Below are 17,931 nucleotides of genomic sequence, written 5' to 3' on the forward strand. Positions count from 1 at the left end.
CATGAGAAAGCAAACCATAAAACGCCTGTTTACCTACCCTCTCTCACAACCCAAGCCGATGATGATTGGCCTGTTGTTTCTGTTTATCGCTGCAGTAGCGAATGCAGGGGGGCCTTGGCTTATCCAACACTTTATCGATGAACACATTGCTAAAGGGGATTATTCTCAGCAAGCGTTAACGCTATTAGCAGCCGGTTATCTTGGTCTTACCCTGTGTTCAGCGCTGTTTCAATATCTGCAAAGTATTCAATTTAATATTGTCGCCACAGGGGTGATCAAAACCATTCGTAAACAGGCTTTTAATCGTGTCCTTCGACAGCCGCTGTCAGCCTTCGATTACACGCCAACCGGTAAGTTGGTCTCACGGTTAACCAACGATACTGAATCGCTGCAACAGTTTTATGAATTACTGATCGCTTCGGTGGTTAGAAATATTGTGATGATCTCCGTCATGCTGGTAGTAATGTGGCTACTTAGCTGGCAACTCACGCTGGTCGTGCTGGTTCTTTTACCCGTGGTTATAGGGTTCATGTTACTTTTCCAAAAACTCAGCACTTCAGCTTATCGGGTAATGCGTGATTTACTTACTGACATCAATGGCAACATGAGTGAATCGATTCAAGGTATGAGTGTGATTCAGTTAATGCGCCAAGAACAACGTTTTAACCAACAATTCAAACAACTGACCGCCGAACATTTCAATGCCGGTAAAAAAGTGATCACCTTAAATGGTATTCTGCTTCGTCCATTAATGGATCTATTGGCTGGCATTGCGTTATTAACCTTAGTGGCTATTTTTGGTTTTAGTGGCACTGAGTTAATCGGTGTTGGCGTACTTTACGCGTTTATTAGCTATCTCGGACGAATTACCGAGCCGCTAATAGAAATGACTCAACAACTGGCTCTATTACAGCAAGCCTTAGTCGCCAGTGAACGAATTTTTGAGATGATCGATGCGCCACAACAAACCTATGGTGAAGATACTCGACCACTGGCCAGTGGTGCCATCTGCTTAAATAATCTCTCATTCAGCTATGATGGAACGCAAACCGTACTCAAGCAGATTAATTTGACTATTCCTCATCAGCACTTTGTGGCTTTAGTTGGCCATACCGGTAGTGGTAAAAGTACCATCGCTTCGTTATTGATGGGCTTTTATCCGGTGGAACAAGAGGCATTATTGATTGATGGCAGAGCGATTCATGATCTCGATAAAACCGTATTAAGAAAAGACATTGCCATGGTGCAGCAAGACCCACATGTTCTACCGTCATCAGTGCGTGATAACATTGCTCTTGGACGCAAGATCAGTGATGAGTCAATTTGGCGAGCGTTGCATCAAGTCGGACTGGCTGAGCAGATTCAGCACTATCCCGAGCAATTAGACACTCAATTGGGGCAAGGTCAAACCAATCTCTCCGCCGGACAAAAACAACTGCTCGCGATGGCTCGTGTCTTAGTCGCTAAACCGAAAATACTGATCTTAGATGAAGCGACAGCCAATATCGATTCAGGCACAGAAGCATTAATACAGCGTAGCCTCCATGCGTTACGCCATGATATGACCTTAGTGGTGATTGCCCACCGCCTATCAACCATTATGGAAGCCGATAAAATTGTTGTTTTGCATCATGGCGAACTGGTCGAACAAGGCTCACATCAAGAATTACTGGCTCAAAAAGGACGTTACGCGCAAATGTATAAAATGCAGCAAGTGGGTGAACATCTGCGTGATATTGAGCATCAAACACCGCTCGAACCGGTTTGCTAATCCTATACCGCTTCGTAAACAGAACGAAGCGGTATATCGCACCTCTCTCAAGTAATGATAAAAAATCCCTTCGTATCTCATGCCTACTAGGATCCCCCCTCATTAATGATAAAATACTCGCTATCTCATCCATGACTACGGTATGATGCGCGGCTGTCATGATGACTCACCGTTCAGCTCTAAACCCCATTAGCAGGATAGATCACCTTAAGTAAAGCAGTTGTATGATATGTCTATGAACGCCGATAAATTTATGAATGTGTTTCGCCTACCAGGCTCAATACAAGTTCGTATAGGTCAATGGCAATCGACCTTTCGTGGAACCTCCGATATTATTTTGCACCAAGCGCTAACGCTACGTAACCAACAGTATCATCAAGCTGATTTTTTGCCCCGTGGTTGGTGTTTAACCCCATTCTCTACCGAGGATATTTCTATCACTCATCACGGCAAATACATCCAAACGACAATGCTCACCATGATCGACCGAAAGGTGACTTATAAACGAATTTATCTGTCTCGTTTGCCTCTTGAACAGGCTGAGCCAGCTTTACGTGCGTTTAAAACCGAATGGATTAAGCAATACAACATTGTGTTGAGCAAATACAATCAGCAACAAAAAAAGCAGTTTATGCGGTTTGCGCAAGAAGAGCTGGAAACGCTCTACCCATCGATCCCCAAAGGACAATTTAACTCTGTATTATGGAACCGCATAGTGCGTTCAGAATTCGGCTCTGAAAACAAACAGACCAATCCCTATTTTGTTAAAGCCTCTCTTTAACTAAGCCGTTAGGAACTAAGCCGTTAGGCGACAAAAAGGTAGCATGATCAATAAAGAGTCAGTCAACCACCCAGCCCTAACTGGCTGAGTGGAATAAAAGGTTAGTGTTGTACACCGGAAGGGTTATGACTAAATTCGGTTTGTTGATAAATATCCGCCAGCGCTTTGACTTTGTTGGCTCTGGCTTTTCGACGCCGTTTAGGTTCGAACTCTTGCTCAACGTGTTTTAACGTTTGCTCGTGCTCTTTGGCTGATTGAATGAACTCAGGGTTTGATATCGCCTGTTGGCGTAGGCGGTTAACGCGTTCTAATGTTTCCCACAACATAGAGACCTCCTTACCACTGGTTATATAACCAGCATAGCTCAGCCTCTAGGCTTGTCAAGCGTAAACACTGTCATTATACACAGTATTTACACTCTTTTACGCTTAAAACACTATCTTGATCACCCTTTATCGATGGTGTACTTACTGAACAAAGATTGGCTAACCGATTGAGGGTGCTGTAAATATTGATTCAGACCGGCTTTACGAAGCTCACAAGCCGGACAAGTCCCACAGCCATCCCCGATCATGCCGTTGTAACAGGTCAGCGTTTCGTTACGCACTAAATCCAAAGCTTGATACTGATCCGCTAACGCCCATGTTTCTGCTTTATTCAACCACATTAACGGAGTACGAATGGTTAATTGGCGATCCATTCCTTGCACCAAAGCGTGGTTCATCGCTTTGACAAAATCATTTCGACAATCCGGATACCCTGAAAAATCGGTCTCACACACCCCAGTAATGATCGTATCAGCACCAATTTGGTAAGCGTAAATACCTGCTAAAGTCAGAAACAAAATATTTCGTCCCGGGACAAAGGAATTCGGTAAACCGTTTGCCTGCAATTCATGAGAGACCGGAATATCATCACGAGTTAGTGAGCTGATCGCCAGTTCATTAAGCAAGCTGACATCCATCACTTTGTGTGCTTTGACACCTAATTTGAGTGCTAATTGCTGAGCAACTTCAATTTCAAGTTTATGTCGCTGCCCATAATCAAACGTAATCGCATGAACTTCATCAAACTCTTGCAAGGCTTGCACTAAACAGGTAGTTGAATCTTGCCCACCACTGAATACCACGACTGCTTTATTCATGTTGGATTCCTTTAAGCAATATTTAAGTATTTATGGGTTTGGATCGATAAACGCCAGTTACGGGTAATACAAGTCTCTATACATAACTGGGTTGCCCGTGGTTTTTGACTGATCGGCTGCAAAGCAATAATGGTATCAGGGCTTATCGCTACTTGTGCTAATAAGGCCTCTAACTGTGCGATGTCTTTTTCTGTACCCACTGGATGCTTGATTTCATTGGCCCGTTGTAGTGCTGACGGCACAATCGGTAACTTACCTTTCATCGCGATTTTCGGTGACACGGTCACCCAAGTCTTCGCACTGGCTTTAATCTCAAACGTACCACTGGTTTCAATTTGACATTGACAGCCAATCGCTTCAAACGCTTCCGTCAAAGGGACAAGATCATAAAGACAAGGCTCGCCACCCGTGATCACAATATGTTTGGCGGTGTAGCCTTGCTGCTGATATTGAGCGACGATCTGCTCCGCAGAGCCTTGACACCATGTTGGACTATCGCCTTGTTTGATAATAATTTGCTCGAAGCTACGCTGATCTTGTGGCTCAGCATCCCAAGTTTGCTTAGTATCACACCAAGCACAACCAACCGGACATTGTTGAAGACGTACGAATACCGCTGGGACACCAGTGAAGACGCCTTCCCCTTGGATGGTTTCAAATATTTCATTCACTTTGTACAAAGTCATTGGCCTATATTTGCGCTGATAAAACGTTAGGCCGCAGACCTTAATAGATGCTCAACTTGAGGTCAATTTAAACCCGCCGATCATCAATAATTTCTCGTTAAGGGCTCCGCTCCCTTCTTACTTGCACCGTTAGTGTTATTGACGAGGTTGATTCATCTACCTCAATCCCGCGCTTTTTATAAACTGACTTTAGATTTTCATAAAAAACACGTATCTTGTCATACTTTCAAGCCAAGCGATTTATCCGTTGCACCACGGAAAATGGGCTAAAAACGATAAATCCAGCGGTAACTCTCTTTTTAGTCATTTTAGGTAACACATGTATAAATTGATCGCGCTCGATATGGATGGCACCTTACTCAATAGCCAAAAGCAGATTTCTCTACGCACTCAACAAGCGATAGCCAAAGCTCGCGAGCAAGGAATTAAAGTCGTGCTTGCTTCTGGTCGTCCACTCGCGGGGATGCAAGATAAACTCGAACTTTTACACCTCACCTCAGATCAAGACTATGTATTGCACTACAACGGATCGATGGTGCAAAACGTCGGTACGGGGGAAGTTATCTATCAACAAATTATTGATGGTCGCTCGGCTAAACGGGTAGCACAATTAGCCAAAGAGCTGGGCGTTAATACCCATGCATTTAGTCAAATTCATGGTTTGATCACCCCAAAAGTCAGCCAATATACTGAAGTCGAAGCGACTATAAATGGCATTTCCATCACTGAGATGGACTTTGACCAGTTGGAAGATGATCATCCGATCATCAAAGCAATGATTGTCGCAGAGCCAGCAGTGTTAACCGCAACCATCGCGAAAATTCCAGCTGAGTTCTATCGAGATTTCACGATTGTACAAAGTGCGGCATTTTTTGTTGAATTCCTTAATCCTAAAAGCAATAAAGGCATTGGCGTACAAGCGATTGCTGAACACTTAGGCATTCAGGCCTCTGAAGTGATGTGCATGGGGGATGCTGAAAACGATCACCATATGTTGCAATATGCAGGACTCGGTATTGCGATGGACAATGCCATGGAAGAGACAAAACGCATCGCGGATCATATTACCTTGAGCAATGATCAAGACGGTGTTGCTGTTGCGATTGAGCAGTTTGCTTTACGTTAAGAAACACCATTTAAAAACCCCCGTATCAAATGATTCGGGGGTTTTTATACTCTCAAACTAGAGTGGTGTTTTAGGTATCAAGGGAACGCTACCCTTCGCTACCTTGTTTAAGCACTTTCTCTTGCCCTTGCAAAAGCACATATTCTTGACGTGCCGAAGGGATTAATATCACTACACGCTGCTGAGCCTGTTTTGCACTGGCTAAACGTTCGCTTAATTGACCAGGATGGCTAAACGGTTCGCGCTCAGCATCACGACGACACAAGTTAACAAACTCATGGTCACAAGAGTCACAAAACAACACCAACTCCGCTTGTTGCATATAACGTAACGCTTTTAGTGAAAGCAGCTCAACATCCCTACCACACTCAATCCACGTCACTTCTCCTCGTTCATCGATCGGCTGCTCTAGTGCCGCACAATACTGCTTTTCTAATGCTTCACGGCTAGTGGCATTTTTAACCGCAGTTTGCGCAAAAAATAGTTCCCAAAACTTACGGCGTTGATCGACGGTCGTGAGATGATCTTTAATCGAATTACGTTTCGAAGCGCCAAAATCAGCCAATAACGCGAGGTTTTGCGGTAAAACACTTTCGAGGGTTTCACGAATATTGCGGATCAAGACTGGGGAAGCTCCACCACTAGAGATCGCCAATTGAATTCGGCCGCGCTCAATCATCGACGGAGTAATAAAATCGCAATAAGGCTGATCATCGACCACATTAACCAAAACTCCGACTGACTTGGCATCACGAAACACTTGATGATTCAGATCGGGATTATCTGTGGTCGCCCAAACTTGCACATAATCGGCGCTAATAAATTTTGAGGAATAGAAGTTTTGAATCCATTGGCAGCGGTCTTGCTCAACCCAGGCCTGCAATTGAGGGGTAATATGGGGGGACACTACCGTGATATGGGCACCAGCACGCATCAGCGCCTCAATTTTTCGACACGCTACCTCGCCACCACCCACCACTAAAACGGCTTTATTGGACAAATCAAGAAATACTGGAAAATAGCGCATGTTAGTCTTTTACCTTTTAATTCAATCGATTCATGCTAACAAAAAACCAACACTAACAGTAGATAGGTTGTTGAAGCAATCTAACATTAATTTGACTTGGTAGAAGTGACTTATCTTATCTACGCTTATAATAACTGACAAATTGACCGAGCGCTTCTGCTCAAAGAAGGATATTCCCATGGCGAATCGATTGGCTACTCTTGTTTGTGCGGTTTCATTATCGTTAACCACTCATCTCGCTTTTGCATCGCCAACGACCTTAGACCGCGTGTTAACCCAAGGAAAACTCACCTGTGGGATCGGTACTGGTTTAGCGGGTTTTTCTGATGCCGATGCCAAAGGTCAATGGCAAGGTTTGGATGTGGACTATTGTCGCGCCCTCGCCGCCGCAGTATTAGGCGATAAAAATAAAGTAGAGTACGTGCCGTTAACGGCTCGCGAGCGCTTTAATGCTTTACAATCGGGACAGGTCGATGTGCTTTCTCGCAATACTACATGGACATTTGAACGAGATACCACCATGGGCTTAAACTTTGTCGGCGTTAATTTTTATGACGGCCAAGGATTTATGGTTACTAAAAAGTCCGCCATAACCCAACTCAGCCAGCTTAATAATCGCCCTATTTGCGTCCAATCAGAAACCACCACCAAATTGAATTTGGATGATTATTTTCGTCATCACGGCATGAGTTACCAACCCGTGGTGTTTGATACTGCAATACAAATTGCCCGCGCCTTCAATGCAGAGCGCTGTGTTGCGGTCACCGCCGATAAGTCTGGATTATATGCCTTGCGACTGAACTTAGTGAAACCAGACTCAGCCATTATTCTACCACAAATCATTTCCAAAGAGCCGCTTGGCCCCGTGATTCGCGAAGGCGATGATCGCTGGTTAAATATCACTCGCTGGACGCTCGCCGCGATGATTAACGCCGAAGAACTCGGCATTACCTCAGCCAACGTCGACCAAAAGCGCAAATCAACCAACCCTGAAATCAGACGACTCCTCGGTGTTGAAGGAGAAATTGGACGTCCACTGGGCATTAATAACGATTGGGCTTATCAAATCATCAAACAAGTGGGCAACTACAGTGAAAGCTTTCAACGTAATGTCGGCGAAGACTCTCCTCTAGCCATTCCACGTGGACTGAATGCCCTTTGGAACGCGGGAGGAATTATGTACGCCCCACCAATACGCTAAAAGTTTCTTATTATTACGTCTATTTTAACGTAGAATAAGCGTTACCTATTCACAAGCGCGATCGCACCGTTCTAGTATGAATAGCGAACGCAAGTAATATCATGTTACAACTTGTTCACACTTAATTCGCGCTTTTTGATTATTATTCTCGTAAACAAAAATACAGATATGGGATTGAAATAGTGAACTTTTCACCCCATTACTGTCTACATAGTTAACTACACCTTCTATGAGGAAGAGTATGAACAGTCCAATGTATTCACGCACCTCGTCTTATGACAGTGCTCTACAAACCAACAAAGTGCTAAGAAACACCTATGCGCTACTCTCAATGACCTTATTATGGTCAGCGGTTGTCGCTGGCGTTTCTATGGCAATGAACCTACCACGCCCTGGCTTAATTCTTATGCTGGTCGGTTTTTATGGTCTGTTATTTTTAACTGAGAAAAACCGTAACAACAGCCTTGGCCTAGTGTTTACGTTCTTATTTACTGGCTTCTTAGGTTATACGATTGGTCCAATCCTCAATATGTACATCGGTGCAGGCATGGGCGATGTTATCCTCACCGCTTTAGGTGGTACTGCCTTAGCCTTTATGGGTGCATCAGCGTACGCGTTAACGACTAAGCGTGACCTCTCTTTCCTTGGTGGCGTACTGATGGCTGGCTTCGTTGTGCTGCTTATCGGTATTGTGGCAAATATTTTCCTACAAATGCCAATGCTGCACCTAGCAATGAGCGGAATGTTCGTGTTGTTTTCAACCGGTGTTATCTTGTTAACAACTCAGCAAATTGTTCGTGGTGGTGAGACTAACTACATCTCTGCGACCGTCAGCCTTTACGTTTCAATCTACAACCTATTCATCAGCTTGTTGACGATTCTTGGCATCATGCGCGACTAATCGCAACACAACTGAAATAACATTACCCAAAGGCCCGAAAGCTTGCTTTCGGGCCTTTGTTTTCTCTTGAGCAAAAACCAAGCCTCCATTACCCTATGCGCACTTTTCAATTGGGGCGAGAAACTGATGTTCGACTATAACGGTAAAAGCATTGCAACCGATGCACAAGGGTATTTACTTGATCACACCCTTTGGGAAGAAGGAATGATAGAGATTCTAGCTAATGAAGAGGGGATCCTGTTGAGTGATGCGCACTTAGAAGTGATCCATTTTGTTCGTCAATTTTATGAAGAATACCAAACCTCTCCCGCGATTCGCATGCTAGTCAAGGCAATGGAAAAAGCCCACGGGCCGGAAAAAGGCAATAGTAAATACCTGTTTAAGCTGTTTCCTAAAGGTCCCGCTAAACAAGCAACAAAGCTCGCAGGCTTACCCAAACCCGCGAAGTGCTTATAAGCCCGACTAAACAGCCGAGGGCTGACAGTGAATCAGCCCTCTTTGAACTCGCTATAAAATTTGGAAATCCGATGGTACTGAATCGATAGTGACTTGACTGCGCATCACTTGTTCCACTCGTGCCGTTTTCGGCCCTTGTTGTAGCCATATAAAGAGCTGCTCAACGTGTTCTGATTGACCAACCGCCAGCACCTCAACCTCACCACTAGGAAGGTTTTTCGCATAACCGAGCACACTAAGCTTCGATGCCTGCAAGGCGGTATGGTAACGAAAGCCAACCCCTTGTACTCTTCCCGACACGATAAACTTATCGCTTATTACGTTATTCATACTTTCCTCCACGTCAAAGTCATCTCCAGTAGAGTATATCTCTCAGCGACTTGCCGTTGTAGGTAGATAACCATTTGGTAACGCTATAGAGGTAAATGAAGCATCGTTATCTCATGAAGATCAATATAGCGATATGAGTACTGAGGATAAGCGTAGTTAATGCCGTAGCATTGATAAAGCAAAGGGATACTCTGATTTGCTTTTCACCCCAAGTTGCACGACAATGCCTGCCCATTTTTATTAATCTTTTTGAGTAGCGCAATGACTCCTGCAATCTATCTGGTCAAAGGTCGTGATAAATCTTTACGTCGTAAACATCCTTGGGTTTTTTCTCGTGGCATCAGCAAAGTTGAAGGCGATCCACAACTCGGTGAAACGGTCGATATTTACACGCATGATGGACAATGGTTAGCGAAATCGGCTTACTCTCCCCACTCTCAAATTCGTGCTCGTGTATGGAGCTTTAACAATGAAAGCATTGATAATGATTTTTTTATCAAACGTATTCAGCAAGCTCAAAAACTGCGCGACGAATTGATTGAGCGTGACGGCGTCACTGGATATCGCCTGATTGCTGCGGAATCGGATGGCTTGCCCGGTATAACGATTGATAAATATGATAACTATTTAGTCTGTCAGCTACTCAGTGCCGGTGCTGAATACCAAAAACCGCACTTGATCGCCGCACTTAAACACTGTTTTGCCGATTGTCATATTTATGAGCGTTCAGACGTTGCAGTGCGTAAGAAAGAAGGCTTAGAAGAGCGCGTTGGTGTATTGCACGGAGAAGTTCCACCAGAGGTGGTGGTGATTGAAGAAAATGGCATTAAAATCCGTGTTGATATAGTTGGCGGCCATAAAACTGGTTTTTATCTTGATCAACGCGATAGCCGTCAGCAATCGATGAAATACGTTAAAGATAAAGAAGTACTCAACTGCTTCTCTTACACCGGTGGCTTTGGGTTATACGCGTTAAAAGGTGGCGCTAAGCGGGTAATTAATGCCGATGTGTCACAGCCAGCACTCGATAATGCGAAAATGAATGCCGAGCTCAATGAATTTGATATCAGCAAAAAACGCGCGGTGTTTCTCAATGCGGATGTGTTTAAACTGCTGCGCGAGTACCGAGAGCAAGGCACGCAATTCGACGTAGTGATTATGGACCCACCTAAGTTTGCCGAGTCTAAAGCTCAGTTGAACGGCGCTTGTCGTGGCTATAAAGACATTAACATGTTAGCGATGCAAATTTTAAAACCTGGTGGCACCCTACTCACCTATTCGTGCTCGGGTTTAATGGATCAAGTCCTGTTTCAAAAAATCATTGCCGACGCAGCACTGGATGCCGGTCGCGACGTGAAGTTTATCGAACGCTTCGAACAAGCGGCGGATCATCCCGTTGATACCGCATACCCAGAAGGTTTTTATCTGAAAGGCTTTGCCTGCAAGGTGATGTAAATACCATAAAATAACGGCCTCTTTCGAGGCCATTATTTTTCCAATACCACTACATGCGATTACTTGTAGCTTAAGTCTGTCGCCTTACCTTTAAAAATCCGATAGACAACAAAGGTATAAAGCAAGATCATTGGCATAACAATCACTACCCCAATCCCGACCACTAACAAGCTAGCAGTAGAAGCGGCTGATTCTTGCGCTGTCATCACCCCGGGTACAACATCAGGAAAGAAGCTGTAAGCTAAGCCGAGGAAACTTAAAACAAAAATCAACATTACCCCAAAGAATGGCCATTGAACGCCCATATCATTCTCTACCGGCACCCGTCTTAAATAACGATCAACCATAAAAATGGTTGCTAGCACTACCAATGGCACCGGAGCCAACAGCAACATCTCTGGAAAACTGAACCAACGCTCAGCCACCATCGGATTAAACAGTGGATTAACCACACTGACCGCTAAAATACCTAATGCCGCTAACCAGCCAGCTCGGCGAGACCAATATGCCGCGCGTTTTTGTAACTCACCCTCTGTTTTTAAAACTAGCCAAGCGCCACCAATGTACACGTAAGCCGCAGTGACACACAACGCGCTGAGCAGTGCAAAGGCGTACGCTTGAGTTGACTCTTCAAAACTCATCACATAGCGACCAATCATGTAGCCTTGAGTCAGTGCCGCGAGCAGTGAACCCGTTTTAAAGCACAAATCCCAATGATCTTTATGATCGGCTTTCGCTTTGGCGCGAAAATCGAACGCCACACCTCGCATAATCAAGGCGATCAGCATAATGGCGACAGGCATATAGAGTTCGGTAAGGATATAGCTATGCGCAGCAGGAAACGCGATTAATAAGATACCAATACCTAATACTAGCCACGTTTCATTAGCGTCCCAAAAAGGGCCAATCGAAGCGATCATTCGATCGCGTTGCTGCTCATTATTACGCGGTAACAAAATGCCAACGCCTAAATCATAGCCATCAAGCACGGCATACATGAAGACACTAAAGCCCAGCAGTAATAAATAAATTTCAGGTAGATATGTGATCATGCTTATACCTTTTGCTCATTAGTGGTTGCGGTTTCAGTCGGTGATGAAAACTGTCTGGCTAAATAAAACAGGGTATGGATATAAGCCACCAGCAAGACCACATAGACAATTAAGTACATCACTAATGACGTGGCTACAGAGCTACTCGCCACCGTCGTTACCGCATCTGAGGTTCGTAATACCCCTTGAACTAACCAAGGCTGACGACCAATTTCTGTCACATACCAACCCGCTAAGGTTGCTACCCATCCGGAAAATGTCATCGCCACTAAAGTGTATAAGTAAGGTTTCGGTAGTGATTGTTGGCGTAGCAATCGCCAAGCACCGTACCAACTCACCAATAGCATCAACATCCCGACACCCACCATGATCCGAAAACCAAAGAATAAAGGCTTGACCGGAGGATGATCTGGCGCAAACTCATTTAAGCCCTGAATTTCACCATTTAAGTCATGGGTTAAAATGAAGCTCGCTAATTTAGGGATCCCGACTTCAAAATGATTACTGCGCGTGGTTTCATCGGGCCAAGCAAAAAGCAGTAATGGCGCACCTTGTTCAGTTTCCCACACCCCTTCCATCGCAGCGATTTTCGCAGGCTGATGTTCAAGCGTATTTAAACCGTGTAAATCACCGACCAAAATCTGCACCGGAATACCAACAGCGGCAAGAATAATCGCTACTTTCATGCCCACTTTGGCGGCGTTAAGTTGTGAATTACGCAGGTACTGATAAGCCGAGATCCCAGCAATAACAAAACTGGCTGTGAGTAACGAAGCAAGTAACATGTGGGCGAGACGATAAGGCATAGAAGGATTAAAAATCACTTCTTTCCAACTGGTCACATGTACTATGCCGTCAATCAGTTCATAACCCGTTGGCGTATGCATCCAACTATTAAGGACTAAAATCCAGAAGGCAGAGAGTGAGGTACCAATCGCAACCAGTACGGTGGCTAAGGTGTGTACCCATTCAGGAACACGACCCCGTCCAAACAACATCACACCAAGGAAGGTCGCTTCCATAAAGAAAGCAGTCATCACTTCATAACCCAGTAATGGTCCGGCAACATTACCGACTTTTTCCATAAAACCCGGCCAGTTGGTGCCAAATTGGAAACTCATGGTAATACCAGAGACAACCCCAAGAGCGAAGGTAAGCGCAAATACCTTGACCCAAAAATAGTACAAATCAAGCCATAACTGAGCTTGAGTACGAACAAAACGCCACTTGAAAAACACCATGATCCACGCTAACGCAATGGTGATGGTCGGAAATAAAATATGAAAACTAATATTGGCCGCAAACTGTATCCGCGACAACATGAGGGTATCTAACATCACGTATTCCTCAATCTAAAAAACCGCTAGGCAATGACACAACGATTATTAACTTACTTGTTAATTACGAGTCCCACTCCAATTTGGTTTACTCGTTGCTATTTTTATTGTGTTTTGCCATTGCCAATTAGGGTTAATAGCGATCGACTCGGTATAAAAACACAAATAAGCTTGATGTATATCAAACTTATTCATGATAACCGAGCCAAAAGGTGTGTCGAATCGATGAGAATGATGACAAAAAGTGAATAGCGCCACGCTTGCGCAATAATCGTACGCTTATTGCGCTGGAGAGACAGGCCAATCAACCATATCAACAACATCAATACTGTGCTGATCCGCTTCCCCCTGCCAATGACGAATAAAACTCAACTCAGGATCGTATAACGCGGTCTGCTTAGCCAAATCAAAGCGGCGATGACCGCGAGGGTCCGCGCCAACTCCCGCTAAATATTGCCAATTACCCCAATTACTGGCGACATCATAATCGATTAATTGTGATTGAAAATACTGCGCGCCATAGCGCCAATCGATGCTTAGCTCATGCACCAAACAACTGGCAACAAGCTGACGACTTCGATTAGACAGGTATCCTGTGGCTTTTAATTGCTTCATTGCCGCATTCACAATCGGATAAGGGGTTGTACCATTGATCCAACTGCGCATCCGTTGCGGATAGTAGCTGGTCAACGGCACTTGACCTTTGATACCTGAGAATTGAAATAATTGCGCCCCATATTTAAGGGCGTACCATTGAAAATATTCTCGCCACAACAATTCAAAATAAATCCAGTATGTCGACTCATTCGCTCCTCGTTGCGTTTCATAATCGTTAAGCCTTGCTAATAAACGGCCAATCGAGAGACAACCATTGGCAAGCCAAGACGAAAACTTCGTCGAAGACTCCCATTCATCTAACGCATTACGCGTTTGTTTATAAATCAATGGCGCATCGCTAGAAAAATAATCTTCAAGATGCTCTAAGGCAGCACTTTCACCGCCTCTCCACAGCGGCGAAGACCGCAACTCAAGATTGATGGGGCTGATGGCGGTCGATAACCAAGAGCTCGACGATGAAAGAACACTGGGTGGCAAAGCCGTGATATCGCTATTCCACCGCGCTGATTGCGATGAATATCGACCGTCGAGTGATTCGACCTGTTTACGAAAAACAGAAAAAGAGTCAGGTAACGCCGCTAACGAAAACGGTAATTCGGCTTGCTCAAATAAACGATGAGTATTAAGAGAGACCACCGTTAATTGTGGGTAGCGTAAGCGTACTTCACGTAACGTTTGATGAATGGCAAAGTCGACAGATTCAGACACATACAAATGATTGGCTTCGGTCAGTTCAATAAACTGGCAAAGCTGCGATACCGCCTCTCCGGTGGCTATCTGTAATGATTGACCGAGCGTTTGCAATTTTGCATCCAAATCCGCCAAGCTCTCTAGTAAAAACCGCTGCTTGGCCAAGCCATTACTGGCCACAACTTGAAAACGTTGATCTAAAGGCGTTAACGAAGGGATCAGATAACAGCAAGTCAACTGGTGACTATTTTGCGCGGCTTGAGTCAATAATGGGTTATCTGAAATCCGTAAGTCATTGGTAAACCAATAAAGAGAGCGTATGGACATAAAAAGTAACCGATGATTAAATTTTTATTTTGATACGTAAATAGAGGGATTATCGATCGATTCAGCAATAAAAAAGGGCAGAAATCATTCTGCCCTTTTTACAACCGATAATAATAGTGGTGCGCGTTTAAAACTCAGCCGCGAGCTTAATGTACACTTCATCTTTGCCTAGCTTACTGTCTAAGCCATGAGCATATCCAATATGAATCGGTAACGCATTACCATACAAAACGATCGCATCGATTTGTAACTCAGCACCGATGCCCGTTAATGCACTGTAGCTTTGCTGAGAATTCCAACTGGAACCAGAATCAACAAATGCGGTCGCAGAAATGTCACCTAAACCAATCGGCCATAAGCCCCAGTTTCGCTCAGCTCGATACAGCAAACGGCTTAGCTCAATACTTTGTGTGGCATATTGCTGGCCCACTTGCGCCGCAGAACCATAACCGCGTAGTTTAAGTTCATTTCGGCCATAAAGTTGTGCTTCGTCACCCGTATAACCACCAAGTTCAAAAGGTTTAGCTTTAGCATCGGCATAACCGGCGGCCAAATGCGTTGTTAAGCGTAAACGTCCGGGTAAATCCCAGTTCGCCTGCCACTGTGCTTGCCACTTCTGTCCTGAGTAGTCACCGTCAATATTGGTTTCCCACACTAAGTCAGCGTAATGTCCCCAAGCGTAACCGGGGATATTCAACAAGTCTTCACGGTTATCCCATTGAATCGCACCACCGGCCAGCCATTCATTACTCGCGTCCGCATAGCGAGAACCTTGAGGAGATTTAACCTGCGCTTCTTTCTGCCAATACGTTCCGACGCCAACGTTTAAGTGGTCATCAAACGCATGCCATAAATGGTTACGCTGCAGTGTGAAATCATCCTGACGAACAATCCGATCGTCTTTACCCGTTAATGCGTTAAATTTAAACTCATGTTCACGACTTAATGTCGCTTGCCAGCGGTTATCGTATTGATAGCCAAGTTGATAAGCAGCAAACGCATTTTTACTGTCCCATGCCGCCATGATCTCATATTGGTGGCGACCCAATACATCGGAGCCACTAGTAGCAACACCAAATAACGATTGATTATCATCAGACTGCCATACCGGCACCCAATAACGTGGCGCTAACGTCGATAATGGCGAGTATCCTGTTGGCTGACTTTTCTCTGTAGCAGTAATCGTGGCTATCGGAGCCGCATTCACGGTGTTGGCCACCGGTAGCGTTGATAGCGGTATATCGGCAAGTCCTTGCGGATTCTCTACACGACGCAGATGGTAACCATCATGCTCATACGCTTGATAAACAATCCCTTCAGGCCCCGATTGCGGTGAAAATGCACCGCCGATTTCTGCGGTTAATTGTTCAACGATATTGGTTTGCAAATCAAGACGATAAATCTGATAACGCCCAGTATAATCGGCACTGAATAGTAAATCGCCTTGCGCAGTAAAGCTCAATTGATGTTCAGTAGCGGCGGTTTCAGTGACCGCCATCCAGCTTTGCGTTGGCTGATCAAAACGCATAATATTCCACGACTGAAAAGGCGCTTTCACTGTGGCATAAATATCACCGTTTGGTGACACGGCCATATCGCCTAATACCCAATTGGCTTCACCCTGCCACAACTGAGTTTGCTTGCCGTTTAATTCGATTTGCCATAACTCAGCCAGACCTTGCTGATGACGGACCGCAAAAATGCTTTGCCCATCGTTACTCCAGCGTGCTTGCACAACGCGTTGCTGCTCAGTTAAACGCTGCCACTGACCATCAACATAACGATACAGATCATTAAAAACACGCCCATCAACATACGAATTGATCTGCGAAACCACTAGCCCTTGCGTCGGATGCGAGTCGATACTGGTTAAGCTTTTGGTACTGACCAGACTTTGCCATTGACCATGCTTAGCATCCCATTGAGCAAGGTTAGCGCGATCGTCGCCATTTCGACGCCAAGCGAGCAACGTGTCATTGTCATAGGCTAACAAATACTCAAATGGCTGAGCATCGAGTTCATGGTAAGTGAACGCCTCATTCGAAGTCAGTTGATCGGTAAATTGCGTGTTCAAATCGGCACGAAACTCTTCCCAAAGCGCGAAAAAATCTTTCCCAAAAATGTGTCTAGCACTGAGATTTAAGAAAAGTCCCGGAACCAAATAGCCACTGTAATCGGTTAAAAATGCCTGAACAGACTCTTCACCATAGGTTTTGGCTAGATACTGAACAAAATAAGCACCATACAAATAGTTACTGCCAAAGGGCAAACGCTTATTCGCCACCACCACTTGTTCAATATCGGCTAACTCACCACTCGCCACTTCCATACGCATCTGCATTGCAAAGTGACTGTTGTGCAATCGACCCACACCATGATCGTTTTGGCTTTCCATATAGACCGCCAAACCTTCCAATAGCATCGAGGGGGTAAAAGCATGTGGGAATAAAAAAGGATGGCGACCGACAATGCCTCGTCCAATGGTAACAGCACCATCATTCATTTCCATATGGATAATATGGGTATATTCGTGACGGATCAGTAAATGCAGCCACTCATCATTACCTTCTAAGCCATTCACATCGCTAGGTGGATTGATGATCAGACGTATCTGTGCGTAAGGCAGTGGCGTAGCCCATCCGTTAGAGTAATCATAATCATCGACTACGGTGAGATGCGTTTTCTCGCTGGGCATTTGTGCAAACTGAGACGCGAGCTCTTGATGAACCTGCTCAGCAATATCTAATGCACGTGCTGCACTACTGGCGAGTTCACTACGAAAATGGACCACAAAATGCGCAGATTGCTGTGTTTGCCAAACCTGCCCCGCTTGATCCCAAGCGACGGGCTCCGCTAACACGTGAGGGGAGTGAAGCCCAAGGCAAGCCATCAAGCCCATAATCGGAGAAAGTGCCAATGTTTTCGACATAGTAAACAGCGATCCTATTAGTGATTAACAGTATTTATTATAAAGATAAATATCAAAATCATTCAGTCATGAAATGTATGGTTTTGTCTGAATCTAACCC

Annotated in this window: 16 protein-coding genes; 7 read left to right on the plus strand and 9 right to left on the minus strand. The window is 44.8% G+C overall.

Features of this window, described 5'->3' with window-relative positions:
• Nucleotide 1 precedes the first annotated feature (1 nt).
• Both CAG60_RS07055 and CAG60_RS07060 read left to right on the plus strand, forming a co-directional pair.
• Nucleotides 2-1,771 carry an ABC transporter transmembrane domain-containing protein gene (locus tag CAG60_RS07055; protein ID WP_154168090.1) on the plus strand — a complete coding sequence of 590 codons (1,770 nt, stop codon included), beginning with the start codon at nt 2-4 and terminating at the stop codon, nt 1,769-1,771.
• Nucleotides 1,772-2,006: 235 nt separating this feature from the next.
• Nucleotides 2,007-2,552: an MSHA operon transcriptional regulator gene (locus CAG60_RS07060; protein WP_161426486.1), complete on the plus strand. Its 546-nt coding sequence runs from the start codon at nt 2,007-2,009 to the stop codon at nt 2,550-2,552.
• Nucleotides 2,553-2,653: 101 nt separating this feature from the next.
• Here the strand turns inward: CAG60_RS07060 and CAG60_RS07065 are convergent, their stop codons facing one another.
• The 3 genes from CAG60_RS07065 to queE form a co-directional block, all read right to left on the minus strand.
• Nucleotides 2,654-2,878, minus strand: coding sequence for a hypothetical protein (locus tag CAG60_RS07065; protein ID WP_004395197.1), 225 nt, complete (start codon nt 2,876-2,878; stop codon nt 2,654-2,656).
• A gap of 119 nt (nt 2,879-2,997) precedes the next feature.
• Nucleotides 2,998-3,696 carry a 7-cyano-7-deazaguanine synthase QueC gene (gene queC / locus CAG60_RS07070; protein WP_161438591.1) on the minus strand — a complete coding sequence of 233 codons (699 nt, stop codon included), beginning with the start codon at nt 3,694-3,696 and terminating at the stop codon, nt 2,998-3,000.
• Between the two features lie 11 nt (nt 3,697-3,707).
• A complete protein-coding gene (queE, locus tag CAG60_RS07075) occupies nt 3,708-4,382 on the minus strand; it encodes a 7-carboxy-7-deazaguanine synthase QueE (protein ID WP_161438592.1) in 675 nt (224 codons plus the stop codon).
• A 319-nt stretch (nt 4,383-4,701) separates the two neighbouring features.
• Between queE and yidA the strand changes: the two genes are divergently transcribed.
• Complete coding sequence (yidA, locus tag CAG60_RS07080) at nt 4,702-5,508, plus strand: sugar-phosphatase (RefSeq protein ID WP_004395194.1); 807 nt, start codon at nt 4,702-4,704, stop codon at nt 5,506-5,508.
• Between the two features lie 88 nt (nt 5,509-5,596).
• Here the strand turns inward: yidA and CAG60_RS07085 are convergent, their stop codons facing one another.
• Entirely contained in the window at nt 5,597-6,535 is a 939-nt protein-coding gene (locus CAG60_RS07085; protein ID WP_161438593.1) for a precorrin-2 dehydrogenase/sirohydrochlorin ferrochelatase family protein, read from the minus strand.
• 178 nt (nt 6,536-6,713) lie between these two features.
• Here CAG60_RS07085 and CAG60_RS07090 point away from each other — a divergent pair, with 178 nt between their 5' ends.
• The 3 genes from CAG60_RS07090 (at nt 6,714) to CAG60_RS07100 (ending at nt 9,093) form a co-directional block, all read left to right on the plus strand.
• A complete protein-coding gene (locus tag CAG60_RS07090; RefSeq protein WP_161438594.1) occupies nt 6,714-7,736 on the plus strand; it encodes an amino acid ABC transporter substrate-binding protein in 1,023 nt (340 codons plus the stop codon).
• Nucleotides 7,737-7,977: 241 nt separating this feature from the next.
• Nucleotides 7,978-8,637 carry a Bax inhibitor-1/YccA family protein gene (locus CAG60_RS07095; protein WP_040904274.1) on the plus strand — a complete coding sequence of 220 codons (660 nt, stop codon included), beginning with the start codon at nt 7,978-7,980 and terminating at the stop codon, nt 8,635-8,637.
• Nucleotides 8,638-8,763: 126 nt separating this feature from the next.
• Nucleotides 8,764-9,093 (plus strand): TusE/DsrC/DsvC family sulfur relay protein, encoded by a 330-nt coding sequence (locus CAG60_RS07100; protein WP_004395190.1) that lies wholly within the window; start codon nt 8,764-8,766, stop codon nt 9,091-9,093.
• 51 nt (nt 9,094-9,144) lie between these two features.
• Here the strand turns inward: CAG60_RS07100 and yccX are convergent, their stop codons facing one another.
• On the minus strand, nt 9,145-9,423 hold the full coding sequence (yccX, locus tag CAG60_RS07105; RefSeq protein ID WP_040904273.1) for an acylphosphatase: 279 nt from the start codon (nt 9,421-9,423) through the stop codon (nt 9,145-9,147).
• A gap of 261 nt (nt 9,424-9,684) precedes the next feature.
• Here yccX and CAG60_RS07110 point away from each other — a divergent pair, with 261 nt between their 5' ends.
• Complete coding sequence (locus CAG60_RS07110) at nt 9,685-10,878, plus strand: class I SAM-dependent methyltransferase (protein WP_161438595.1); 1,194 nt, start codon at nt 9,685-9,687, stop codon at nt 10,876-10,878.
• A gap of 59 nt (nt 10,879-10,937) precedes the next feature.
• Here the strand turns inward: CAG60_RS07110 and CAG60_RS07115 are convergent, their stop codons facing one another.
• From CAG60_RS07115 to CAG60_RS07130, 4 genes are all read right to left on the minus strand, one after another.
• Nucleotides 10,938-11,930 carry a cytochrome d ubiquinol oxidase subunit II gene (locus tag CAG60_RS07115; RefSeq protein ID WP_161438596.1) on the minus strand — a complete coding sequence of 331 codons (993 nt, stop codon included), beginning with the start codon at nt 11,928-11,930 and terminating at the stop codon, nt 10,938-10,940.
• Nucleotides 11,931-11,932: 2 nt separating this feature from the next.
• Entirely contained in the window at nt 11,933-13,267 is a 1,335-nt protein-coding gene (locus CAG60_RS07120; protein ID WP_161438597.1) for a cytochrome ubiquinol oxidase subunit I, read from the minus strand.
• A 279-nt stretch (nt 13,268-13,546) separates the two neighbouring features.
• On the minus strand, nt 13,547-14,902 hold the full coding sequence (locus CAG60_RS07125) for a DASH family cryptochrome (RefSeq protein WP_161438598.1): 1,356 nt from the start codon (nt 14,900-14,902) through the stop codon (nt 13,547-13,549).
• 127 nt (nt 14,903-15,029) lie between these two features.
• A complete protein-coding gene (locus tag CAG60_RS07130) occupies nt 15,030-17,831 on the minus strand; it encodes a TolB (RefSeq protein WP_161438599.1) in 2,802 nt (933 codons plus the stop codon).
• Nucleotides 17,832-17,931: the final 100 nt, after the last annotated feature.

The sequence above is a fragment of the Vibrio sp. V33_P6A3T137 genome (assembly GCF_009904835.1).
Taxonomy (GTDB): Bacteria; Pseudomonadota; Gammaproteobacteria; order Enterobacterales; family Vibrionaceae; genus Vibrio; species Vibrio metschnikovii.

Bases quoted from the DNA above. Each gene is read 5' to 3' on its own strand.
- queC (WP_161438591.1), bottom strand. From the start codon at position 3,696: ATGAATAAAGCAGTCGTGGTATTCAGTGGTGGGCAAGATTCAACTACC.
- CAG60_RS07085 (WP_161438593.1), bottom strand. From the start codon at position 6,535: ATGCGCTATTTTCCAGTATTTCTTGATTTGTCCAATAAAGCCGTTTTA.
- CAG60_RS07065 (WP_004395197.1), bottom strand. From the start codon at position 2,878: ATGTTGTGGGAAACATTAGAACGCGTTAACCGCCTACGCCAACAGGCG.
- yccX (WP_040904273.1), bottom strand. From the start codon at position 9,423: ATGAATAACGTAATAAGCGATAAGTTTATCGTGTCGGGAAGAGTACAA.
- CAG60_RS07110 (WP_161438595.1), top strand. From the start codon at position 9,685: ATGACTCCTGCAATCTATCTGGTCAAAGGTCGTGATAAATCTTTACGT.
- CAG60_RS07115 (WP_161438596.1), bottom strand. From the start codon at position 11,930: ATGATCACATATCTACCTGAAATTTATTTATTACTGCTGGGCTTTAGT.
- CAG60_RS07130 (WP_161438599.1), bottom strand. From the start codon at position 17,831: ATGTCGAAAACATTGGCACTTTCTCCGATTATGGGCTTGATGGCTTGC.
- CAG60_RS07055 (WP_154168090.1), top strand. From the start codon at position 2: ATGAGAAAGCAAACCATAAAACGCCTGTTTACCTACCCTCTCTCACAA.
- CAG60_RS07125 (WP_161438598.1), bottom strand. From the start codon at position 14,902: ATGTCCATACGCTCTCTTTATTGGTTTACCAATGACTTACGGATTTCA.
- CAG60_RS07120 (WP_161438597.1), bottom strand. From the start codon at position 13,267: ATGTTAGATACCCTCATGTTGTCGCGGATACAGTTTGCGGCCAATATT.
- CAG60_RS07090 (WP_161438594.1), top strand. From the start codon at position 6,714: ATGGCGAATCGATTGGCTACTCTTGTTTGTGCGGTTTCATTATCGTTA.
- CAG60_RS07100 (WP_004395190.1), top strand. From the start codon at position 8,764: ATGTTCGACTATAACGGTAAAAGCATTGCAACCGATGCACAAGGGTAT.
- CAG60_RS07095 (WP_040904274.1), top strand. From the start codon at position 7,978: ATGAACAGTCCAATGTATTCACGCACCTCGTCTTATGACAGTGCTCTA.
- CAG60_RS07060 (WP_161426486.1), top strand. From the start codon at position 2,007: ATGAACGCCGATAAATTTATGAATGTGTTTCGCCTACCAGGCTCAATA.
- queE (WP_161438592.1), bottom strand. From the start codon at position 4,382: ATGACTTTGTACAAAGTGAATGAAATATTTGAAACCATCCAAGGGGAA.
- yidA (WP_004395194.1), top strand. From the start codon at position 4,702: ATGTATAAATTGATCGCGCTCGATATGGATGGCACCTTACTCAATAGC.